This is a genomic window from Streptomyces actinomycinicus (assembly GCF_016741775.1).
GTDB lineage: Bacteria > Actinomycetota > Actinomycetes > Streptomycetales > Streptomycetaceae > Streptomyces > Streptomyces actinomycinicus.
Window position 1 is genome coordinate 142,735 of sequence record NZ_JAERRK010000003.1, and the last position, 21,662, is coordinate 164,396.

At 74.0% G+C, this 21,662-nt stretch carries 22 protein-coding genes; 9 read left to right on the top strand and 13 right to left on the bottom strand.

Annotated features, from left to right (window positions below; genetic code table 11):
- Positions 1–17: 17 nt before the first annotated feature.
- The 3 genes from JK359_RS07670 to JK359_RS07680 form a co-directional block, all read right to left on the bottom strand.
- On the bottom strand, positions 18–1,439 hold the full coding sequence (locus JK359_RS07670) for a PTS transporter subunit EIIC (RefSeq protein WP_201833193.1): 1,422 nt from the start codon (positions 1,437–1,439) through the stop codon (positions 18–20).
- 16 nt (positions 1,440–1,455) lie between these two features.
- Entirely contained in the window at positions 1,456–2,379 is a 924-nt protein-coding gene (gene murQ, locus JK359_RS07675; RefSeq protein ID WP_201833199.1) for an N-acetylmuramic acid 6-phosphate etherase, read from the bottom strand.
- A gap of 134 nt (positions 2,380–2,513) precedes the next feature.
- Positions 2,514–3,419 carry a MurR/RpiR family transcriptional regulator gene (locus JK359_RS07680; RefSeq protein ID WP_201833201.1) on the bottom strand — a complete coding sequence of 302 codons (906 nt, stop codon included), beginning with the start codon at positions 3,417–3,419 and terminating at the stop codon, positions 2,514–2,516.
- Positions 3,420–3,475: 56 nt separating this feature from the next.
- Here JK359_RS07680 and JK359_RS07685 point away from each other — a divergent pair, with 56 nt between their 5' ends.
- Positions 3,476–3,859, top strand: coding sequence for a DUF8819 family protein (locus tag JK359_RS07685; protein ID WP_201833203.1), 384 nt, complete (start codon positions 3,476–3,478; stop codon positions 3,857–3,859).
- A 7-nt stretch (positions 3,860–3,866) separates the two neighbouring features.
- The gene (locus JK359_RS07690; protein ID WP_201833205.1) at positions 3,867–4,142 is read left to right on the top strand and encodes a DUF4031 domain-containing protein; all 276 of its coding nucleotides are present in this window, start codon (positions 3,867–3,869) and stop codon (positions 4,140–4,142) included.
- Here JK359_RS07690 and JK359_RS07695 read toward each other — a convergent pair.
- Together JK359_RS07695 and JK359_RS07700 are read right to left on the bottom strand one after the other, a co-directional pair.
- Positions 4,124–5,200 (bottom strand): GNAT family N-acetyltransferase, encoded by a 1,077-nt coding sequence (locus tag JK359_RS07695; protein WP_201833953.1) that lies wholly within the window; start codon positions 5,198–5,200, stop codon positions 4,124–4,126. The two genes, JK359_RS07690 and JK359_RS07695, sit on opposite strands and share 19 nt — an antisense overlap.
- Before the next feature lie 51 nt (positions 5,201–5,251).
- Entirely contained in the window at positions 5,252–5,896 is a 645-nt protein-coding gene (locus JK359_RS07700) for an HD domain-containing protein (protein WP_201833207.1), read from the bottom strand.
- Positions 5,897–6,051: 155 nt separating this feature from the next.
- Between JK359_RS07700 and JK359_RS07705 the strand changes: the two genes are divergently transcribed.
- Positions 6,052–6,750 (top strand): copper homeostasis protein CutC, encoded by a 699-nt coding sequence (locus tag JK359_RS07705; protein ID WP_201833209.1) that lies wholly within the window; start codon positions 6,052–6,054, stop codon positions 6,748–6,750.
- 90 nt (positions 6,751–6,840) lie between these two features.
- Here the strand turns inward: JK359_RS07705 and JK359_RS07710 are convergent, their stop codons facing one another.
- Positions 6,841–8,883, bottom strand: coding sequence for a HelD family protein (locus JK359_RS07710; RefSeq protein ID WP_201833216.1), 2,043 nt, complete (start codon positions 8,881–8,883; stop codon positions 6,841–6,843).
- A 195-nt stretch (positions 8,884–9,078) separates the two neighbouring features.
- Here JK359_RS07710 and JK359_RS07715 point away from each other — a divergent pair, with 195 nt between their 5' ends.
- Genes JK359_RS07715 through JK359_RS07725 form a run of 3 tightly spaced genes read left to right on the top strand, consistent with a single transcriptional unit; the run spans position 9,079 to position 10,760 of the window.
- Positions 9,079–9,261 carry a hypothetical protein gene (locus JK359_RS07715; protein ID WP_201833218.1) on the top strand — a complete coding sequence of 61 codons (183 nt, stop codon included), beginning with the start codon at positions 9,079–9,081 and terminating at the stop codon, positions 9,259–9,261.
- An 18-nt stretch (positions 9,262–9,279) separates the two neighbouring features.
- Entirely contained in the window at positions 9,280–10,467 is a 1,188-nt protein-coding gene (locus tag JK359_RS07720; protein WP_372445362.1) for a glycosyltransferase 87 family protein, read from the top strand.
- A complete protein-coding gene (locus JK359_RS07725) occupies positions 10,431–10,760 on the top strand; it encodes an SH3 domain-containing protein (RefSeq protein WP_201833219.1) in 330 nt (109 codons plus the stop codon). Before JK359_RS07720 ends, JK359_RS07725 begins: the two co-directional genes overlap by 37 nt.
- Positions 10,761–10,781: 21 nt before the next feature.
- Here the strand turns inward: JK359_RS07725 and JK359_RS07730 are convergent, their stop codons facing one another.
- Both JK359_RS07730 and JK359_RS07735 read right to left on the bottom strand, forming a co-directional pair.
- Positions 10,782–12,425: a DNA repair helicase XPB gene (locus tag JK359_RS07730; protein ID WP_201833221.1), complete on the bottom strand. Its 1,644-nt coding sequence runs from the start codon at positions 12,423–12,425 to the stop codon at positions 10,782–10,784.
- A 126-nt stretch (positions 12,426–12,551) separates the two neighbouring features.
- Complete coding sequence (locus tag JK359_RS07735) at positions 12,552–15,113, bottom strand: helicase-associated domain-containing protein (protein WP_201833224.1); 2,562 nt, start codon at positions 15,111–15,113, stop codon at positions 12,552–12,554.
- Between the two features lie 140 nt (positions 15,114–15,253).
- On the opposite strand from JK359_RS07735, the gene JK359_RS07740 reads away from it, so the two are divergent.
- Together JK359_RS07740 and JK359_RS07745 are read left to right on the top strand one after the other, a co-directional pair.
- The gene (locus JK359_RS07740) at positions 15,254–16,297 is read left to right on the top strand and encodes a hypothetical protein (protein ID WP_201833226.1); all 1,044 of its coding nucleotides are present in this window, start codon (positions 15,254–15,256) and stop codon (positions 16,295–16,297) included.
- Positions 16,298–16,615: 318 nt separating this feature from the next.
- Positions 16,616–17,248, top strand: a complete 633-nt coding sequence (locus tag JK359_RS07745; protein ID WP_201833228.1) for an HAD family hydrolase — start codon at positions 16,616–16,618, stop codon at positions 17,246–17,248.
- Here the strand turns inward: JK359_RS07745 and JK359_RS07750 are convergent.
- Positions 17,224–17,475, bottom strand: coding sequence for a hypothetical protein (locus tag JK359_RS07750; RefSeq protein WP_201833230.1), 252 nt, complete (start codon positions 17,473–17,475; stop codon positions 17,224–17,226). The genes JK359_RS07745 and JK359_RS07750 overlap by 25 nt on opposite strands.
- A 175-nt stretch (positions 17,476–17,650) precedes the next feature.
- On the opposite strand from JK359_RS07750, the gene JK359_RS40085 reads away from it, so the two are divergent.
- On the top strand, positions 17,651–18,034 hold the full coding sequence (locus tag JK359_RS40085) for a cold-shock protein (protein WP_201833233.1): 384 nt from the start codon (positions 17,651–17,653) through the stop codon (positions 18,032–18,034).
- Positions 18,035–18,049: 15 nt separating this feature from the next.
- Here JK359_RS40085 and JK359_RS07760 read toward each other — a convergent pair whose 3' ends face one another.
- The 4 genes from JK359_RS07760 to JK359_RS07775 form a co-directional block, all read right to left on the bottom strand.
- Positions 18,050–18,961, bottom strand: a complete 912-nt coding sequence (locus JK359_RS07760) for a 1,4-dihydroxy-6-naphtoate synthase (protein WP_201833235.1) — start codon at positions 18,959–18,961, stop codon at positions 18,050–18,052.
- The gene (locus JK359_RS07765) at positions 18,951–19,697 is read right to left on the bottom strand and encodes a futalosine hydrolase (RefSeq protein ID WP_307788004.1); all 747 of its coding nucleotides are present in this window, start codon (positions 19,695–19,697) and stop codon (positions 18,951–18,953) included. Before JK359_RS07765 ends, JK359_RS07760 begins: the two co-directional genes overlap by 11 nt.
- Positions 19,670–20,140 carry a DUF2771 domain-containing protein gene (locus tag JK359_RS07770; RefSeq protein ID WP_201833237.1) on the bottom strand — a complete coding sequence of 157 codons (471 nt, stop codon included), beginning with the start codon at positions 20,138–20,140 and terminating at the stop codon, positions 19,670–19,672. The genes JK359_RS07765 and JK359_RS07770 overlap by 28 nt, the downstream gene beginning before the upstream one ends.
- A 106-nt stretch (positions 20,141–20,246) precedes the next feature.
- Positions 20,247–21,647 carry an MFS transporter gene (locus tag JK359_RS07775; RefSeq protein WP_236677468.1) on the bottom strand — a complete coding sequence of 467 codons (1,401 nt, stop codon included), beginning with the start codon at positions 21,645–21,647 and terminating at the stop codon, positions 20,247–20,249.
- Between the last annotated feature and the right edge of the window lie 15 nt (positions 21,648–21,662).

Sequence of the window (21,662 nt, forward strand, 5' to 3'; positions counted from 1 at the left end):
CTCCACCCGGGGGCGGGTCAGGTCGCGGGCGCCGGGGCGGGGGCGGGTCTGAAGGCCAGGTAGGTCGCCAGGAAGCCGGTCAGATAGCCGGTGAGCAGGCCGCCCGCGTAGATCGCCGCGGTCAGGGCGGGACTTCTGTTCCCGGCCAGCAGGGGGAACAGGGCCCAGCCGGACGGGCCGATGGCCGTCGCCCCCACCTTGTCGCCGAGCATCGCGAAGAACCCGACGAAGGCGCCGCCGGCCGCCCCGCCCGCGCACGCCGTCACGAACGGGCGCCCCAGCGGCAGCGACACCCCGTAGATCAGCGGCTCGCCCACACCCAGCAGCCCGGCCGGGAGCGCCGACCTGATCGTCGTACGCAGCGAGAGGTCGTGGCGCAGCCGGACGTACACCGCGAGGGCCGCGCCCACCTGGCCGGCGCCCGCCATGGCCAGCAGCGGGAGCAGGACCGTGTAGCCCTGCTGGTCGATCAGGGTGGCGTGCAGCGGGATCAGGGCCTGGTGCAGGCCCAGCATGACCAGCGGGAGGAAGAGACCGCCGAGGACCAGGCCGGCCACGGCGCCGGTCGTCGCGAGCAGCCAGTTCGCGGCGGTGCCGATCGCCGTCGCCACCGCGCCGGCCGCGTACATCAGGCCGTACAGCGTCACCAGACCGGGGACGAGGACGGTCAGGGTCGGGGTCAGCAGCACGTCCAGCGCGCCCGGTACCCGGCCCCGGCACCACTTCTCCACCCGGGTCGCCAGGAACGCCGCCGCGAGCGCGCCCAGCACCCCGCCCTGTCCGGGCGCCAGGTGCGCCCCGAAGGCCGTCACCTTCGCCACGCCCGGGTACACGACCACCGCCGCCACCGCCCCGCCCAGCACGGGTGTGCCGCCGAACTCCTTCGCCGTGTTGTGCCCGACGAACACCGCGATCAGTGCCATGAAGGCGGAGGCGACGGCGGACAGGGCGGGGGTGAGCGCGGGCAGCCAGCCGGCGTTCACGAACAGGCCGCCCAGTCCGGCGAGGATGCCACAGCCGATGAGGGCCGGGATGAGCGGGACGAAGACGTTCGCGATGCGGCGCAGGGCGGTCTTGAAGGGGGTGCTGTTGCGGCGCCGGAGGTCCTCCTTCAAGCGGGCGCCCCGGGAGGCGGCTTGCTCGCCCGCCTGCCGCGCGACCGCCGCGCCCCGGGAGGCGCCTTGCTCGCCGACCTGTTGTGCGACCGCCGCCGTGACCGCCTCCACCACCCCCGGCCCGAGCACGATCTGCCGGCTGTCCCCGTCGGCCACCACGCCCAGCACTCCGGGCAGGGCCCGCAGGGCCTCCTCGTCCACGGCCGCCGGGTCGGCGAGGGTCAGCCGCAGACGGGTCATGCAGTGGGTCACGGAGGTGACGTTGGCCGGGCCGCCGACCCGGGTGAGGACGGCGGTGGCGGTGGAGGCGGGGTCGTTGCGCACGCCCCGAGCGTGCGGGTCAGCGGGGTGCGTGCGCCAGCGCGGCACGCAGATGACCGCCGGACTCCTCCAGAAGGCGGGCGGCCGTCGGGCCGTCGACCCCGGCGAGCAGGGCCAGGATGGCGTGCTTCACCTCGCCGCCCGTCTCCGTGAGGGCCTTCTCGATCTCGGTGTCGTCCGCTCCCGTGGCCAGGGACACGATCCGGTGCGAGCGCGCCCGGAGTTTGGCGTTGGAGGCCCGCACGTCGACCATCAGGTTCCCGTAGGTCTTGCCGAGCCGGATCATCGTGATGGTCGACAGCATGTTCAGCACCAGCTTCTGGGCCGTGCCGGCCTTCAGGCGCGTGGAGCCGGTGATCAGTTCGGGGCCGACGACGACCTCGATGGCGTGCTCGGCGGCGGCCCCGAGCGCGCTGTGCTCGTTGCAGGCCAGGCCGACGGTGAGGGCGCCGAGGGCGCGGGCGTGCGCGACGGCGCCGACCGCGTAGGGCGTGCGGCCGGAGGCGGAGACGCCGACCACGGTGTCCTCGGGGGTGAGCTTCAGGGCGTCGAGGTCTTCGCGGGCCAGTTCCCCGGAGTCCTCGGCGCCCTCGACGGAGGTCACCATGGCCTCGGGCCCGCCCGCGATGAGGCCGACGACCTGGGCGGGATCGGTGTTGAAGGTGGGCGGGCACTCGGAGGCGTCGAGCACGCCCAGCCGTCCGGCGGTCCCGGCACCGGCGTAGACGAGCCGGCCGCCGCGGGCCATGCGTTCGGCCACGGCGTCGATGGCGGCGGCGATCCGCGGCAACTGGGCGGCGACGGCCGCGGGTACGCCCGTGTCCTCGCCGTTCATCAGCCGGGCGATGTCGAGGGTGGGCAACTGGTCGATGTCGGACAGCTCGGGCCGGAAGGCCTCGGTGGTCAGCGAGGCCAGCTCGGTACGCAAATCCTGGGAGGTCATGGGGGGTGGCTCTCTCCGGTGCGGGTCTGGGCAGTTCCCTGGGGGCGCGGGCCTGTGCGTGCCGTGCGGCTCGGCCGCGGGGCGCGATCAGCCGCGTCCGGCCCGCGGATGCCCGCTGCGTCCAGTCCTACGGTCTAACGCGTGGTGCTGCGGTGCCGGTGCGCCAGCGCCTCGTACGACGCGGCCAGCGCCGGAGCCGCGGTCTCGTACGTCCGCTGCGCGACTCCCACGAACAGGCAGTCCACGACCAGCAGCTGACTCGTCCGGGAGGACATCGCGGCCGGCCGCAGTTCCGTCTCCCGCGAGGTCGAGGTGGTGAGTACGTGGTCGGCGTACTGGGTGACCGGCGAGTCGGGCCGGCCGGTGATGGCGACGGTGGTCGCCCCGTGCTCGAAGGCGACCCGGAGCGGCTCGATGACGTCCCCCGTGGACCCGGAGTGCGTGATCGCGATCGCCACGTCACCCGAACGGAGCTGGACCGCGTTGGTCACCGCGAGGTGCGGATCGCTGTGCGCGTGTGCTATGAGCCCTATCCGCAGCAGCTTCTGGGTCAGGTCCTGGGCGACGAGGCCGGACGCTCCTATGCCGTACACGTCGGTGCGGCGGGCACCGACGAGCGCGGTGACCGCCGCGCCCAGCTGCGCGGTGTCGAGCCCGGCGGCGGTGTCGGCGAGGGTCTGCTGCTCCTCGTAGGCCAGCTTGGCGACGACGTCGGCGATGGGGTCGTCCACGGCGATGTCGGTGGTGATCGCGGGGGCGCGGCCGGACTGCTGCTGGGCGGCGAGGCCGGCGAGCGCGAGGCGCAGGTCCCGGTAGCCCGGGTAGCCCAGCAGCCGGGCGGTGCGGACGACCGTGGCCTCGCTGGTGCCGGTGAGTTCGGCGAGTCCGGTGACCGTGAGGGCGGCGCAGCCGGCGGGGTCACCCGCCACGGCCTCGGCGACGCGCTGCATGGACCGGGTCATGGAAGGGGCGAGCGTGCGCACCTTCGCGGCGAGGGAGCCACCGGGACTGCCGAAAATTTCCTTCACGTCCTGGGTCACCTTTGAAAGATATTTTCGGTTCGGTGTTGCGGTCAAGAGTGCGCACAATGGGGGACATGGACCCCATCAGCCCCCTGGAGCAGGCGTTGCACGCGGCCCGCGCCCTGGTGCTCGCGGATCTGGTCGCGGGCCAGGTCGCCGAGGCGGACGTGGTGTCGCTGGTGGAGGAGTCCGTCGCGCAGCGGCGCTGGTGGGTCGAGCAGTGGCCGGACGGCGCCGCCTTCGTCGCCGGGCTGGTCGCACAGGACGTGCAGGACGCGCTGCTGGAGCGGTACGGCCGCTGGCCGTTGTGCCCCGTGTGCGGCTCGGGCGACCCGCACGCACTGGACGTGGAGCCGGAACTGGGCCCCGACCCGCACTGGGTGTGCCACAAGGCGGGCGTGAAGGTCGCGTCGGTGGGTTCCCTGGGCTCGGCCGCCGGCGGGACCTCGTCCTCGTGAGGCCCCGGTGACCGTCTACATCGACCCGCCGACCTGGCCCGGCCACGGGCGCATGTGGTCGCATCTGGTGAGCGACGCCTCGTACGAGGAGCTGCACCGGTTCGCCGAGAAGCTCGGCGTGCCCCGGCGGGCCTTCGAGCGCGACCACTACGACCTCCCCTCGCACCGCTACGGCGACGCGGTGGCCGCCGGAGCCGTGGAGATCAGCAGCCGTGAGGTGGTCCGCCTGCTGCGCGGCGCCGGGCTGCGCCGCCCCAAGGGGCGTCAGACACGGCGGACGTAGAGCCGGAAGCCGCCCTCCATGTCGTACTCCTCGCGGGCGGTCCGCTCCTCGTCCACGGTCGCCCGGACGAACCCGGCCCGGGCCGCCACGCGCTGCGAGGGCAGATTGCCGGCCTCGATCGTCGCGATGACCGTGTCGACGTCGTCCCGGGCCAGCGCCCACTCGGTCAGGGTGCGCACCGCGTCGGTCGCGCAGCCGCTGCCGCGGGCGTCCTCCAGCAGGTCGTAGCCGATCTCGACCCGGCCCTCCTCGTCCGGGGCGCCGTGGAAGCAGATGCCGCCGACGGCACGGCCGTCCTCGGGCCGGACGAGCGCGAAGACCCCGAACTCCGGCCGGTGGACGCCCGCTTCGTACGCCTTCATCAGGGACGCGCAGGCCTGCCGGGTGCCCTCGTGCGGGCCGCCCTCGAGCCAGTCGAGGCCGCCCGTGCCGCCCAGGCGCAGGTCGTCGGCGACGGCCGGGCGGATGCCGGTCAGGGTGACGCGCCCGGCGGGGATGACGAGGTTGTTGTACCAGGTCCACTCGGTGACCGGGGCGCGGCCGGGCAGTTCGCCGCGGCCGGTCGCCCACAGCAGGGTCGGCCACGGTTCGGGGCCGGGCTGGACGTGCGGGAAGAGCCAGGGGAGTGCGGCGGCGGCGAGTTCCGGGTCGGGTTCGTGCGGGACGCCGAGCCCGCGGGCGATGTCGTGGGTGTGCAGGAGCGCCTCGGTGACGCCCATCGCGGCGAAGCCCTCGCGGTCGGCGCTGCCGAAGGGGAGGGGGTGGAAGCCGCGGGCGCCGGGCGGCGCCGTGCGCACGGCCGCGGCCAGCAGGGCGCCGGCCGCCTCGATCACCGACAGCAGGCCGGCGTCGTCGGTGTCCTCGGGCAGTTCGAAACGCAGCGGGAGGCGCTCCTGGGCGCGGCCGGCGAGGCGGATCGCGTACGTGGCCAGGGCCTGGGCGATGTGGAAGGCCGTGGCGCGGCAGCTCCACTCCAGGCCGCCCGCGTTCACCGTGTCCCAGTCCCGGCCCAGTGCCGTGCGCAGGGTCGCCGTGCAGTCCGCGACGGCCGCCTCCACCCGGTCCCCGTTCATCGTCCGCATGTGCGCACAGTACGGGCGCCGCCGGTCTCAGGTCGACAGCATTTCCAGCTCGGCCGTGAGGTTGTACCGGGCGGTGGCCTCCCAGTGCTCCTGCCCCCAGGGGGTGCGGAACAGCCTTGGCAAGCCAAGGAGTTGGCGCAGGATCGCCGAACGTCCCTGGCGGAAGGCCTCGTTGGGGACGAAGTGGTACTCCTCGCGGACCTCGGCGGTGTAGGCGGCGTACGCCGACGGGGGCGCGGCCAGGACGGCGAGGTCGGCGTCGCACAGCACCCGGCCGTTGCGGTCGTCGTCGGCCGGGTCGTGGGTCACGGTGAGCCGGACCAGCCGGGCCACCTCGGCCGTCCCGGCCCCGGACACGCCGGCCTCCGGCAGGGCGCGCTCGGCCAGCCGCGCGGACCGCTCCTCGTTCTCGGACCGGTCGGGCAGGTAGACGGCGTCGTGGAACCAGGCGGCCAGGCGGACCAGGTCCGGGTCGGCGGCGTACTCCGCCAGGACGTCGATGTGATCGAGCACGGCGGTGAGGTGGGCCACCGTGTGGTAGCGGCGCTGTGGCTCCTGCCAGCGGGCGAGCAGGTTGTCGGCGAACGGCGCGGGGTCGGGGCCGGCGCCGGGGGCGCGGACCGCGTCCAGGGCGCGGGCGAAGCGGAGGCGCAGGGCGTCGAGGTCGGCCATGGTCGCCATTCTTCCGTGCCGGCCGCGCTCCGGCGCCCCTGGCGGGGGTGCGCCAGGGGATCGGGGCGTCGTGACGGCCGGTGGCGCCATGGCGCTCCGGGACCGGCGTACTCTTGAATTGGACTAGACCTGTAGTCGCCGAAGAATGGGGTGCCATGAGCGAGCGTGCAGTCCTGGAGGTGATCGCCCTCGACGTCGAGGACGCGGTCGCCGCCCAGGCCGGAGGCGCGGACCGGCTGGAGCTGGTCACCGAGATGGCGGCCGACGGGCTCACCCCCCCGGCCGCCACCGTCGCCGCGATCCGTGCCGCCGTCGACATCGACCTGCGCGTGATGCTCCGCCTCGCGGACGGTTTCGCGGCCGGGGACCCGGAGCGGCTCGTCGGGGCGGCCGGCGAGCTGCGGGCGGCCGGCGCCGACCAGTTCGTGCTCGGCTTCCTGGACGCGGACGGAGCGGCCGACCTGAGCGCGGTGGAGCGGGTCGTCGAGGTGCTCGGCGGCTGCCGGTGGACCTTCCACCGGGCCATCGACCGGGCCGCCGACCGCGACACCCTGCGCAAGCAGCTCGCCGACCTGCCCGGCCTGGACACCTACCTCACGGCCGGCTCCGCCACGGGCGTGGACGATGGCCTGCCCACCCTGCTCAGCGAGGCCGCACACGGCGGGAAGCCGGGGTACGAGCAGCAGATACTGGTCGGCGGCGGACTGCGCCTGGAACACGTGCCGCGGCTGAGGGCCGGCGGGATCGAGGCGTTCCACATCGGCGGGGCCGCACGCCCCGACGGCTGGGACGGGCCCGTCTCGGCCGAAGCGGTCGCCCGCTGGCGCACGGCACTGGACGGCGTCGCCGGCTAGCCATGCACGGTCCTGACCGGTCCGGTCGCCGTCGTCGTGCGCGCACGTCCCCCCCCGGTCGGCGGGGACGTGCCGGGACGGCACAGCGCCCTACGCGGCCAGCTGCGCGGGCAGCGGCGCCGCGTGCGTCACGATCAGCCCGGACACCGCCCGGGTCAGCGCCACGTACAGCCGGCGCAGGCCCGTCCGTTCGTCCGGTTCACCGTCCACCACGGCCTGCGGCTCGTCCAGGACCACGTAGTCGTACTCCAGGCCCTTGGCGAGTGAGGCCGGGACCAGGGTCAGCCGGGTCTCGCGGGTCGTCTCCTCACCCGGGGCCAGGAACCCGATACCGGCCGCGGTCAGTGCCTCGGCCAGTGCCGGGACACGGGCGTCGGCGGCGATCAGGCCGGTCGAGCCCTCGTTGCGCAGCAACTCCGTGCAGGCGGCGACGACTTCGGACGTCTCCGTGGCGCTGCGGACCTCGAAGAAGCCCGGGTTCTCCCGGACCGAGGCGACCGGGGTCAGGCCCGGCGCGATGTGCGGCAGCAGGCGGGACGCGTACGCGATGACGTCCGTCGGCACCCGGAAACCGGCCGTCAGCTCCTCGACCGCCCCCTCCTGCTTCCCGAGGTGGTCCAGCGCCTCCGCCCAGCTCCGCGTCGCCCACGGGGTCGTACCCTGCGCGAGGTCGCCCAGCACGGTGGCGCTGCCGGTGGTGCAGCGGCGGCCGACGGCCCGGTACTGCATCGGCGACAGGTCCTGCGCCTCGTCCAGCACGACATGGCCCAGCGAGGCGGTGCGCTGGATCAGGTCGGCGGCCTCGTCGATCAGCACCGCGTCCGCGGCCGACCACCTGGCGGACTTCACGCTGCGCACCGGCTTGGCCCACAGGATCGTCTTCTGCTCGTCCCCGTCCAGGATCCCCTCGGCGTGCTCGGCGAGGAACTCCGCGTCGGACAGCAGCCGCAGCACGAGCCTGGCCGGGTCGACGGCCGGCCAGACCGCCTTCACGGCCGCCTTCACCGCGCTGTTGCGTGCGACCGCGTCCTGCACCCGGTCGTCCGGGGCCTCCCCGGCCCGCTCCATCTGCACCAGCACCGCGTGCGCGATGCGCTGCGGCAGGGCCTCACGGGCGGCGCCGTAGCGGATGTCCCGGTCCAGCAACTCGCGGACAATCTCCTCCAGTTCGTACGCCGGTACCCGCCAGCGCCGCGAGCCGCGCACCACCACCACCGGTTCCGCCGGCAAGGTGACGTGCGCGTACAGGGCCCGGCGCAGCACCTGCGCCATCCGGGCGTCGCCCTTGACGATCGCGGCGGGGGCGTCGTCCGCGCCGCGCACCTCGACATGGGCGACGAGGTCGTCCACCGTCGCCTGCTGCACCGCCAGCTCGCCGAGCGCGGGGAGGACCTGCTCGATGTAGTGCAGGAACGACCGGTTCGGCCCGATGACCAGGGTGCCCGTGCGGGCCAGCCGTTCCCGGTGGGCGTAGAGCAGATACGCCACCCGGTGCAGTCCGACGGCCGTCTTCCCGGTCCCCGGGCCACCCTGCACGCAGACCGTGCCGCCGAGCCCGCTGCGCACGATCTCGTCCTGCTCGGGCTGGATGGTGGCGACGATGTCCCGCATCGGGCCGACGCGCGGCCGCTCGATCTCCTGCTGGAGCAGCTTGCTGGTGCCGGCGGCCTCCCCTGGGTCGGAGAGGTGCTCGTCCTCGTAGGCGGTCAGGTCGCCGCCGGTGTAGCCGAAGCGGCGGCGCAGGGCGATGTCCATGGGGTCCTTCTTGGACGCCCGGTAGAACGGCTGCGAGACCGGCGCCCGCCAGTCGATGACCATGGGGTCGCCGTCGGCGTCGTGGACGTGCCGCCGCCCGATGTAGAAACGCTCCCCCGCGGCGCCCTCGGCCCGCTCGGCGCCCGGCGCGTGCAGGTAGTCGAGCCGGCCGAAGAACAGCGGGGTGTCGCTGAGGTCGGCCAGCGCCTTGATGCGCTCGTCGATCTGGCGGGCCAGGACCTCGGCGTTGACCCAGTTCGCGGTGACATCGGTGATGTCCAGGGCCTCCACGTCCTCCCGCATGGCGCGCAGGGCGGAACGGGACGCGGCGAGGTGGGCGCCTTCCCGGGCCAGGGGGTCGTCGACAGGCGTGGACAAGGGGTGCCTCCGGTGGGCCTGGTGCGCGGGCTACGACGATGCCGTCCGGTTCCGGCCGGACGACGGCACTCCGTGAGGGAGGCGGGCAAGAGCGGAGATTCTAGGCGCGGCGGCGGGAGCGGTCCAACGAATTTCCGCCCGCACCGACCCTGTGGACCGATGCGGGGGACGGGGGTGCGGTTCCACCATGGAGACATGAGCGCAGCAACCATCACCCCCTCCTCGGGCAGGCCCCCGTCCGGCGCCACCGCCGTCGAGGGCGCCCATCACCACCCGCTGGGCAATGCCCTGCGCGCCGTGAAGGTCTTCCTGGAAGCGGCCTTCGGCGTCGTCGTCCTCGGCGAGTACGGTGAGGAAACGGGCGTACATCGCAAGTAGCAGCATAGGGTTATATCCGTGCGCAAACGGACGGTGACGCCCCGCCTCCCTGCCCTGACCCTCCTCGCAGTGTCCCTCGCCTCGTTCACCGCCCTCTGCGTCCTGCACGACGCCACGATGACCGACCTGCTCGTCTACCGGGCCGAGGGCGCGGCCGTGGCGCACGGCACCGACCTGTACGGCTTCACGGTCACCAAGTGGCACCTCCCGGCGACCTACCCGCCCTTCGCGGCGATCCTCTTCGTCCCCGCGGACTGGATGCCCGTGCCGGCCCTGAAGGCGGCGTCCCTGGCGGGCAACGCGCTCCTGCTCCTCGCCCTCGTCGCCCTCTCCGCCCGGCTCGCGCACCGCACCCTGTCCCTGCCCCTGCTCTGCACGGCCACCGCCCTCGCCCTCTGGCTCGAACCGGTCTTCCAGACGTTCACGTTCGGCCAGATCAACCTGGCCGTCGTCTGCCTGGTCCTGTGGGACCTGACCCGGCCCCCCGGCGCCCGCGCCAGGGGCCTGGCCCTCGGTCTCGCGACCGGCATCAAGCTCACACCCGCCCTCTTCGTGGTCCTCCTGCTCCTGCGCGGACACCGGAGGGAGGCGGCCACGGCGACGGCCGGCCTCGCGGCCACGGTCCTGCTCGGCGTCCTGCTGCTCCCCGCGGCGAGCGCCGACTTCTGGACCCGGCGCCTCTACGAGACCGGCCGGGTGGGCAAGGCGTGGATCGTCGACAACCAGTCCCTGCAGGGGCTCATCGCACGGGTACTGCACGACCCCGCCCCGGGTGTCGCCTGGACACTCCCCGCAGCGGCGCTCGCCGTGGCCGGCTCCGTGCTGGCAGGCCGGGCCCGCCACGAGAGCCACGGCATCCTGCTGACCGCGTTCACGGCCCTGCTGGTCTGCCCGATCAGCTGGACGCACCACTGGGTGTGGTGCGTCCCGCTCCTCGCGGTGCTGCTGGCGGAGGGCCGGACCCGTACGGCGGCGCTGGTGGCCCTCGTCTTCACCGCCCGCACGATGTGGCTGCTGCCCCACGAGGGCGCCCTCGACCTGGAACTTCCTTGGTGGCAGCAGCCGTTGGCGGCCGCATACCCCCTCCTGGGCATCGGGCTTCTGATCTCGTATGGCAGCATGATCGGCCGTTGTCCGATCCTTTCGACCGAGCAAACGGGGAAACAGGAATGCCCTTCTCGACCCTTTCGATCCGCAAGGCGGTGACCGGTCTGACCGCCGCCACCGCTCTCGCCCTCGGCGCCACCGTGCTGGCCGCGCCCGGCGCCTCCGCCGTCGGCTCCTCCGCGTGCACCAAGAACATCAAGGACAAGACCTTGCAGGTCGTCCAGTGGGACCACGCCGACATGTACACCAGCCCGAGCTTCCGGTCCAAGGTCAAGAAGTCCGTGTTCGCGGGCAGCAACGTACGCGTGTACTGCACCGCGAAGGGCGGCGACTGGTACTACGGCAAGTCCGGCAGGACCACGGGCTGGATGGAGTACCACGCCTTCTTCTAGACCGTCCGCCCAGGGCTGCGCCTAGCCTTCGGCGAGGATCTCGTCCGCGTCCACGATGCGGTAGGCGTAGCCCTGCTCGGCCAGGAAGCGCTGCCGGTGGGCGGCGAAGTCCTGGTCGATGGTGTCGCGGGCGACCACCGAGTAGAAGTGCGCCTGGTGGCCGTCGGCCTTCGGGCGCAGCACCCGGCCGAGCCGCTGGGCCTCCTCCTGGCGGGAGCCGAAGGTGCCGGACACCTGGATGGCGACCGTGGCCTCGGGCAGGTCGATGGAGAAGTTCGCGACCTTGGAAACGACGAGCACGCTGATCTCGCCCTCACGGAAGGCGTCGAACAGCTTCTCGCGCTGGGCGTTGGACGTCTCGCCCTTGATGACGGGCGCGTTCAGATGCTCGCCCAGCTCGTCGAGCTGGTCGATGTACTGGCCGATGACGAGGATCTGCTGCCCGGCGAACCGGCGGACCAGGGCCTGGGTGACCTTCCGCTTGGTGTCGGTGGTGGCACAGAAGCGGTACTTCTCCTCGGTCTCGGCGGTGGCGTACGCCAGCCGCTCGGAGTCCGTGAGGTTGACGCGGACCTCGACACAGTCGGCGGGCGCGATGTAGCCCTGCGCCTCGATCTCCTTCCAGGGCGCGTCGAAACGCTTGGGCCCGATCAGGGAGAACACGTCCGACTCCCGGCCGTCCTCGCGGACCAGGGTGGCCGTGAGCCCCAGCCGGCGGCGCGCCTGCAGGTCGGCGGTGAACTTGAAGACGGGGGCGGGCAGCAGGTGCACCTCGTCGTAGACGATCAGCCCCCAGTCCCGGGAGTCGAACAGCTCCAGGTGCGGGTAGACGCCCTTCCGTCTGGTCGTGAGGACCTGGTAGGTGGCGATGGTGACGGGCCGGATCTCCTTGCGCGTCCCGCTGTACTCGCCGATCTCGTCCTCGGTCAGCGAGGTCCGCTTCACCAGCTCGTGCTTCCACTGGCGGGCGGAGACGGTGTTGGTGACGAGGATCAGGGTGGTGGACTTGGCCTGCGCCATGGAGCCGGCGCCGACCAGCGTCTTGCCCGCGCCGCAGGGCAGCACGACGACACCGCTGCCACCGTGCCAGAAGTTCTCCACGGCCTGCTTCTGGTACGGGCGCAGCGCCCAGCCTTCCTCCAGCAGCTCGATCGGGTGCGCCTCGCCGTCGACGTACCCGGCGAGGTCCTCGGCCGGCCAGCCCAGCTTCAGCAGCGTCTGCTTGATCTGCCCGCGCTCGGAGGGGTGCACGACCACGGTGTCCGCGTCGATGCGCGCCCCCACCAGCGGGGCGATCCGCCGGGACTTCAGCACCTCCTCGAGGACCGGGCGGTCGGTGGTGCTGAGCACGAGTCCGTGCGCCGGGTGCTTGGTGAGGGTGAGGCGGCCGTAGCGGTCCATCGTCTCGGCGATGTCCACGAGCAGCGCGTGCGGCACCGGGTAGCGGCTGTACTGCACGAGGGCGTCGACCACCTGCTCGGCGTCGTGCCCGGCGGCGCGCGCGTTCCACAGGCCGAGCGGGGTGACCCGGTAGGTGTGGATGTGCTCGGGCGCCCGCTCCAGCTCGGCGAAGGGCGCGATGGCACGGCGGCAGTCGTCGGCCCGCTCGTGGTCGACTTCCAGGAGCAGGGTCTTGTCGGACTGGACGATCAGCGGACCGTTCACGCGCGGCTGCCTTTCTGAGGGCTGGGCCTGGCCAAACATCCAGTGTGCCTCATCGGGCGGGCATGCCCCGAGGCCCGCGGGGGCCGGGGACGGGACCGGTGCGGCTGCGGGCGGGCCGGGCCGGCGCTACTCCTCCGCCAGCTCGGCGACCCCGGTGATCCGGTGCAGCGGAAACGTCCGCACCTCGTCCGCCGTGTGGTCGTACGCCGTCACGAAACCGCCCTCCACCCGGATCGGTGCGATGACGCGCTGGCTGGCGGCACCGTCGGCGTTCACGTAACCGATCCACACGGCCTCGCCGGTCAGCACGGCCGCCTGCATGGTGGCCAGGGTCTCGGCCGAGGAGGTGCGCGGCAGCTCACCGCCCGCGAGAGGCTCGCCGACCGTCTTGCGCGGGGCGGTGGCGGCCAGGTCACCGGCCCGGATCGCCCGGATCGCCGCCGCGAGCAGCGTGGCGTCGGGCGGCGGCGGCCCGTCCGGCACCGGCTCGGGCGCGGTGCGCGGCGGGGTGCGGTGGGCATGGGCGCGGGTGATCAGGACGTCACCCTCGGCGGACTCGGCCGCGGGCGCGAACCCCATCCCGCGCAGCCCCTCCAGCAGCGTCGCCGGATCGGTCTGGGCGGCCAGCACGGTCGGCGCCAGCCGGCGCAGCCGCAGACCGGCGGCACGCTTGTCGGCGAGGATCTCGTTCAGCAGGGCGTCGTCGTCGCAGCGCACGTACGCCGAGGCCGCACCGACCCGCAGGTGGCCGTGCCTGCGGGCCACGTCGTCGATCAGGTAGGCGAGCGGCTGCGGCACCGGGGTGCGGGAGTGCTCGGTGAGGAAGGCGTGCAGGTCGCTCGCGGCCCGCCCGGCGTCCAGGGCGCGGCGCACGGACGCCGGCGTGAACCGGTAGACGGTCGCACCGCCCTTGGACTCCACGTCCGCGAGCACGCCCAGCATGTCGGCGAGCGGGCGCTGCAGCGGCCCCGGCGCGACGGCCGTCAGGTCGGCCTGGAGCAGCACGTGGTCCAGGGGCTCGGGCAGCAGCGGGGCGAGGAGGCGGGCCGCGGCGGCGGTCGCCACGGCCTGCTCGGCGGGCGGCAGCGGCGCGAGCCGGTCGGCCGGCCGGTGGTGGTGCACCGGGAGCTTGTCCCCGGGCCCGACGGGCTCCGCGGCGCCGGAAGCGGCGGCGGACGCGCCGGACCCGGCGGATTCGGCGGCCGGCGCGCCGAAGAGGGCACGCCCGTGTGCCGACAGGGCACCCCGCCCGGTCACACCCAGCAGTTCCGCCTCCGAGAGGGTCCAGCGGGCGAGCCGGGAGCGCAGATCGTCGCCGCCGTCCGGGTTCGCACCCCGCAGCGGCCGTTCCCAGCGCAGCCGGGCCAGTACCGACTCGGCGTCCGGGGCCGCGCCCCGCGGCAGCCCGGCGAGCAGGGACAGCACCCGGTGCCGCACCTCGGGCGCGGCGGACCGGTCCAGGCCCGGTCCGAGCGTCGACAGCGTCCGGTCCTTCGCGTCCCGGCCGCCGACCAGCCCCGGTGTGCGGGTGGCCGCCAGCCAGGCCTGGGCCAGCCAGGCCCAGCGCTCGGCCGGGGGCAGGTCCCGCCACTCGTCGTAGGCGGGGGTGGCGGCGTACCGCTCGTCGGCCTCGCCGTCGGAGGCGATCAGACCGGCCGCGTAGGCCAGCTCGCACCAGAAGGCGGCGACCGGCTCGGACACGTCCAGCGCCACGGCGGTCCGCTTCAGGTCACGGACGCTGAGCCCGCCCGCCCGCAGCACGGCCGGCCCGCCCTCGTCCCAGTCCTTCAGCAGCTCCTCGAGGGTGGCCAGGGCGGTGTACGCCTGCCCCGCCGCGGTCGCGTCCACCACCTGCGCGCCGTGGACCGCGGCCGGCGCCACGGCGGGCGGCAGCGGCTCGACGCCGCGGTGGGCACGGCCCGCGCGCAGGTGCAGGGCCACCTCGCGGGGCAGCACGACCGTGCCGGGCGCGGTCGGCAGCAGCAGGCCGCGGTCCAGCAGCCAGCGAAGATGCGCCGCGGGATCGGGGGTGACCTGCCCGTACGGCGGCCCCCACACCAGCCGGGACAGCACCTCGCGGGCGGCGTCCGGGGCCCCGGCGAGCAGCTTCGCCATCTTCCTGCGGTGGGTGAACAGCGCGGTCAGCGCGGCCGCGGCGGACACCGAGTCGTGGGTCGACGGCAGCCCGGCCGCCGCCACGATCTCCTGGATCCGGCCCGGCGACATGCCCGAGGTGGCTTCCTGCACGGAGGGTCCGAGCCCGGTCGGGGACGGATGCTGCGCCGAGGGGGCCAGCAGCTCGCGGGCGGTGCGCACCAGCCGCAGCCGGTCGTCCGCGCCCCACAGCAGGGCCTGCTCGCGCAGGGTGGCGACGGCATGCGGCAGCGCGCCGGCCACCGTCTCGTCCCCGGCGTCCCCGGCCATCAGCCCGAGCAGGGTGTCGTACGAGGCCGGGTCCGGGGCCACGGCCAGGGCCTCCGCGGTCTGCAGCGCGAACCGGTCCAGCCGCTCCAGGGCGCGCAGCACCGAGGCACGGGTGCCGGCGCGGGTGGCGAGCTGGGTGAGATCGGTGGGGACCGGGGTGATGAGGTCCGGGCGGCTGCGCAGCAGCGCGGCCAGGGAGGCGTCGTCCCGTGCGCGGAGCGCCTCCGCGAGGGACCGAGGGGCTGAGTGGGCCTCGGGGCTCATCCGGCCAACGGTAGCGGGTTACCTCCGGCGGTTCAGCCGAAGGACCGCGTCCCGGAACGCCGGGCGGCCCGGCCCGGGCCGGCCTGCGCTACCTTCGTCACCGCGGGGTAACGCAACGCACCGGCCCCGGAGGGGACTTCGTGGGTATTGAGAGCGACCAGGTCGTCTACGAGTATCTGAGCCGCGTCGGTGACATCGCGCAGCAGCGGCAGCTGCCGTCGGCCACGCGGATGCGGCTGGTGTCAGAGCTGCGGAACGAGATCGACCGGTCACGGTCGAAGGCGACGGTGGACTCACCGGCCGCCGTCCGCCGCATCCTGGACCGCCTGGGCACCCCGGACGAGGTGGTCGAGGCGGCGGGCGGCACCGCCGGGGTCCCGCAGCCGCCGGCGGCCGCGGTCCCGGCACAGCCCGCCTTCCGGGAGGGGGCGCCGAAGCCGGTGGGGGAGGAGCGGCCGAAGGGGCTGCGCCGGGTCGTGCCGCGCCCCCGTCCGGCCGAGCCAGGGCCGTCCGTCCCCCGGGACACCGCGTCCCCGCCGCACCTCGCCGCCGCGCACGAGCTGGGGGACGGTGCCGTGCCGCCCGACTGGTGGCGCGTGCGTACCGGCAGCGCCCTCGAGGACACCGATACGGTGCCGGGCTTCGTCGGCGGGGTGGAGATCCCGGAACTGCTCAGGAGGCCGCCGGAGCAGGCGGGCACCGAGAAGCGTGACCGGGCGGCGGGCCCCGCGGGGCCGGCGGAGCCGGCACCGGCCGCCGTCCCGGTCCGGCGCCGGCGCCTGTTCGGTCTCCTCCCCGCGCGGAAGGCGGCGGCGGAGCCCGACGCGGCAGCGCGCGGGCTCCGCTCCGGCTGGTCCAACCCGTTGCTGCTGCTGGCCGCAGCCGCGCTGGTCGCCGGCGCGGTGCTCGGCAACTGGTTCGCCCTGCTGCTGGGCTGGGTGATCGCCTACGGCTCCCGGCGGCTGACGCCCGCGGAGACCAAGTGGGCGGTGATGGTCCTGCCGGCCGGCGCGGTCGCCGCGGGCCTGGTGTGGCTGTGGGGCCGCAACGAGGGCCGCTGGGGGCGGCCGATCGCCGAGGGCCACATGAACGAAGCGGTGGGGGAGACCTGGCCGTGGGTGGTGCGGGGGGCGGCCGTGGCATCGGCCCTGTACCTGGTCTGGCGCTCCCAGAGAAAGCGGTAGCGCCGCGGGGGCTCACGGTGCGTGCCCGGCCGCGGCTGCGTCGTGCTTCTTCGCGCAGTTCCCCGCGCCCCTTGGGGGCTTGGGGTGTGTGTTCGGCTGGGGGTGCGTCGTGGTTGTTCGCGCAGTTCCCCGCGCCCCTGGGGTTGGTGAGCTGCAGCCGGCTCAAGGGGCGCGGGGAACTGCGCGACCAGCCCCGGACACAGCCGCACCCGGTGTTCGAGGGTCACCCTCGCGGCGCTTGCCCGTCAGCCCGGCACCCGCCCGCTCCCGGGATATGGCCGTCACCCCCGCGGCGCATACCCCCACCGCCCCGGCAGAATGACCCCCATGGCCTCCACCCTCACCGTCGGCTTCGACCTCGACATGACGCTCATCGACTCACGGCCGGGCATCCGCGCCTGCTACCTGGCCCTGTCGGAGCGGACGGGGACGTTCATCGACGCCGAGCTGGCGGTGACCCGGCTCGGACCGCCCCTCGTAGAGGAACTGGTGCACTGGTTCCCGGCCGAGCAGGTGCCGGCGATGGCCGATCTGTACCGGGAGATGTACCCGTCCATAGCCATCGCCGCGACACCCGCCATGGCCGGCGCCCGGGAGGCGGTCGACGCGGTGCGGGCGGCCGGCGGCCGGACGATGGTGGTGACGGCGAAGTACGAGCCGAACGCCAAGCTGCACCTGGCCCACCTCGGCATCGAGCCGGACGTGGTGGTGGGCGACCTGTGGGCCGAGCAGAAGGCCCTGGCACTGCGCGAGTACGACGCGGCCGTGTACGTCGGCGACCACGTCGGTGACGTGCGCGGCGCGCGCACCGCGGGCGCGCTCTCGGTCGCCGTCGCCACCGGCCCCTGCCCGGCCGCCGAACTGCACGCGGCCGGCGCGGACGTCGTCCTGGCGGACCTGTCCGCCTTCCCGGCCTGGCTCGCCGGTTACCGCGCGGCGTCCCGCCCCTGACGCCGGCCGGCGGCCACCGACCGCAGCACACCGGCACCGGCGACGAGGAATCCCACACCCATGAGCATGCTCAGCCCGAACATGTAGGTGGGAAAAGGCCTCGCGCCGAGGAACAGCGGAGCCACCGTGACGAGGGTGGCCACGGCCCCGAGGAAGAAGACGACGGCACCGGCGCGGATCAGTCGGTCACCGGGCGCGGCGGAATTCGTTTGGGTTTTGTCACGCACCGGACCAGGGTAGTTCCCTGCGCGAGAGAACAACCGGGGGACGTCTTGTCACCCGCCCGAAGAGCATTAGCCTTGGGAGCGCTTGGTAAGGGCGGGTCGTGGCCGACCCGCTCCAGTGCTATCAAGAGCCGTTTCCGAAGCAGTTTTCCCGACGAGTACGAGGACGAGGACAGACGTGCCTACCGGCAAGGTCAAGTGGTTCAACAGCGAGAAGGGCTTCGGCTTTCTCTCCCGCGACGACGGCGGTGACGTCTTCGTCCATTCCTCGGTTCTCCCCGACGGAGTCGATGTGCTCAAGCCGGGACAGCGCGTGGAGTTCGGTGTCGTCGCCGGTCAGCGTGGAGATCAGGCGCTGTCGGTGGTCGTGCTCGATCCGACGCCGTCGGTCGCCGCCGCACAGCGCAAGAAGCCCGACGAGCTGGCCTCGATCGTGCAGGATCTGACGACCCTCCTGGAGAACATCACGCCGATGCTCGAGAAGGGCCGTTATCCGGACAAGGCCTCCGGAAAGAAGATCGCCGGTCTGCTCCGCGCGGTCGCCGACCAGCTGGACGTCTAGGGCCTGCGGAACCCGTCAGGGAAACGCGAGCGCATCCGGGCCGAGGGGCGGGACGAGCCCCTCGGCCGCCGCGCGTGTGAGCAGTCCCCGGACCGCCGCGTAGCCGTCCTCGCCGAGCCCGGCGGTGAACTCGTTGACGTACAGCCCGATGTGCTGGTCGGCGACGGCCGGGTCCATCTCCTGGGCGTGCGCCATGACGTACGGCCGTGAGGCCTCCGGGTCGTCCCAGGCGGCCCGTACGGAGGCCCGTACGGAGTCGGCGAGCCGGCCGAGCGTGCCGGCGCCCAGCGCCCGCTTGGCGATGATCGCGCCCAGCGGGATCGGCAGCCCGGTGGTCCGCTCCCAGTGCTCGCCCATGTCGGCGAGCTTGTGCAGCCCGTAGTTCCGGTAGGTGAACCGGGCCTCGTGGATGACCAGGCCCGCGTCCACCTTGCCGTCCCGCACGGCCGGCATGATCTCGTGGAACGGCATGACCACGATCTCGCCGACGCCGCCCGGCACCGTCTCCGCGGCCCACAGACGGAACAGCAGGTAGGCCGTCGACTTCTCACTGGGCACCGCGACCGTACGGCCCGTCAGGCTCCCGCCGGCGAGAGCGTGGGGGGTGCCTCCGGTGTCCGGTTCCCGCGTGAGCACCAGCGGGCCGCAGCCCCGGCCCAGCGCACCGCCGCACGGCAGCAGCGCGTACTCGTCGAGGACGTACGGCAGGACGGCGTACGACACCTTCAGGACGTCGAACTCGCCGCGCTCGGCCATGCCGTTGGTGATGTCGATGTCGGCGAAGGTCACGTCCAGCGCGGGAGCGCCGGGGACGCGGCCGTGGGCGAGGGCGTCGAAGACGAAGGTGTCGTTCGGGCAGGGGGAGTACGCGATCCGCAGCGGCTCGGTGGCCGGCGGCTCGTCGGTGCTCAGCGGCTCAGTGCTCATGTGCGTTCCAACTCTCCCATGCGGGTCCGAGCTTCCCGAAGCACTCGGTGAGGGCGGCGAGTGCGTCACCGATGCGCCAGGCGGCACGGTCGCGCGGTCCGACCGGGTTGGAGACCGCCCGGATCTCCAGCACGGGCACCCCGTGCGCGGCGGCCGCCTCCGCCACCCCGAACCCCTCCATGCCCTCGGCGAGCGCGCCGGGGTGCCGGGCGCGCAGGGCGGCGGCACGGGCGGCGGTGCCGGTGACCGTGGAGACCGTCAGGACCGTGCCGGTAAGGGCGCCGGTGGCCGCGGACACGACTCGTACGAGTGAATCCGGCGGGCGGTGGGTGACGGCCCCGAAGCCGAGTTCGGACACCGGGAGGAAGCCGTCGGCGGTCTCGGCGCCCAGGTCGGCGACGGTGATCTCGTCGGCGACGACGAGGGAGCCGACGGGCGCCCCGGGCTCGAAGCCGCCGCCGATCCCGGCCGAGACGACCAGGCCGTAGGGGCGGCCGGCCAGCGCGGCGGCGGTGAGGGCGCCGGCGGTGGAGGCGGCGGCGAGCGCCGGACCGACGCCGGCGGCGAGCAGGTCCCAGCCCCCGGCCGTACGGCACAGGGCCGCGCCCGGCAGCCGTATGTCCTCGGCCGCCCCCGGCAGTGCCCGGGCCACCGCGTCCCGCTCGGCGGGGACCGCAGTGGCCACGAGGACAGGTGCCGACGTCGTGATCAGGCCTTCTTCAGCTTGAAGGTCCACAGGCCCTTCTTGGCCTTCTCGCCGCTCTGGATCGCGAGGGTGTTGGTCTCGCCCTGCGTGCCGTACTGGACGTTGAAGAAGGCGCTGCTCGGGATCGTGCGGTACGTCTCCTTGCTGACATCGCTGAACGGGCGGCCGTTGACCAGCACGACCCAGCCCTGCTTCGCGATCTCCGGGTCGACGCCGATGCGGACGGTCTCGTCCTGGCCGACCTTGATCGACTTGGCGTCGTCGGCCTTCTTGAGGCACTTCTTCAGCGACTCGGCGTCCAGCGCGTCGCCGTCGTTGTAGCAGAGCGCCTCGGAGTTGACCGAGTCCTGGCCGACGGTGAGCGTCGCGACGGGCGTCGGCTTGTCGCAGGCCGACAGGACGAGCAGTCCGGCGGAAACGGCGCCGGCGACGGCGACGGCGCGGCGTCGCACAACGGATTGCAGCGTGGTCATGGCCGAAGGCTATCGGGCGCCCGGAGCCGTCCGCCCACGTGGGGTGCGGCGTGCCCGGTTCGTTACGCCAGGTGCGCCCGGGGCGGACGGCACGGTGGCCGGATCGTTACGCCACCCGGGCCCGCGTACGCCCGCCGTGCCGGGCCGAGGCCAGCAGCCCCTTCAGCGTGGACAGCCAGCCGACGGCCACGAACGCGGCGCCGACCATCAGCCCCACCGTGCCGTTGAGCGGCATCACGATGCCGACCGCGCCGCCGAACACCCACGCCATCTGCAGCAGCGTCTCCGAGCGGGCGAACGCCGAGGTGCGCACCAGCTCCGGCACGTCCCGCTGGATCAGCGCGTCCAGCGCCAGCTTGGCCAGCGCCTGCCCGAACCCGGCGGCCGCGGCGAGGCAGGCCACCAGGAGCGCCCCGAAGAACACGGCGGCGACGACCGCGACACCGAGCACCCCCGCGACGACGGTGACGATGATGACCTCCGGCGCACGGGACCTGAGCCAGGCCCCCACGGCCGTCCCGAGGGCGTTGCCCGCGCCCGCCGCGACCCCCACTATCCCCAGCGACACCGCCGCGCTCTCCCCGGTCAGGGGATGCTCGCGCAGCAGGAAGGCGAGGAAGAAGATCAGGAAGCCGGACAGGCAGCGCAGGGCGGCGTTGGCGCCGAGCGCGTGTGTGACGGCGGGCCCCACGGTCCGCAGCCCCGGCCGCCTGGACGTCTTCCGGCGCGGCCCGTGCAGGTGCTCCTCGTCGGCGGCGAGCAGCGCCACGTCCTCGCCCCCGGCCGAGTCCACCGCGGGCGGCAGCGAGAACGACAGGAACGTGCCGGCGACGAAGATGACGAAAGCCCCGTACAGCGGCCACGGATCACCCAGGGCGTGCAGCCCCGCCCCGATCGGCGCGGCGACACCCGTGGCCAGCAGGCCGGCGAGGGTCACCCGCGAGTTGGCCTTCACCAGCGAGAACCGGGGCGGCAGCAGCCGCGGTACGACCGCGCTGCGGACCACGCCGTACGCCTTGGACGCCACCAGCACGCCCAGCGCGGCCGGGTACAGCTCCAGGCTGCCGCTCGCCACCGCGCCCGAGATGATCAGCGCGAGCAGCGCCCGCGCGAGCATCGCCCCGGCCATCGCCGCGCGCCGCCCGTGCGGCAGCCGGTCCAGCAGCGGGCCGATGACGGGCGCGAGGACGGTGAACGGCGCCATGGTGATGGCGAGATAGAGCGCCACCCGGCCGCGCGCCTCGTCGGTGGGCACGGAGAAGAACACGGTGGAGGCGAGCGCCACGGTGATCATGACGTCCCCGGCGCCGTTGACCGCGTGCAGCTCGATCAGCTTGCCGAGGCCCGACTCGCCCGCCCCGTGCGCGTGCGTGGCTCTGCGGATGCCGCGCGCCGCACCGGTGACGGGAAGGTGCAGGGCACGGCCGACCGAGCGGACGGCACCACCCACCCGGCCCGAACCGCCGCCCCGACCACTTGCCTTGTCCGCGGCTGCCACGACGTTCATAGTGCCCCGAGAAGC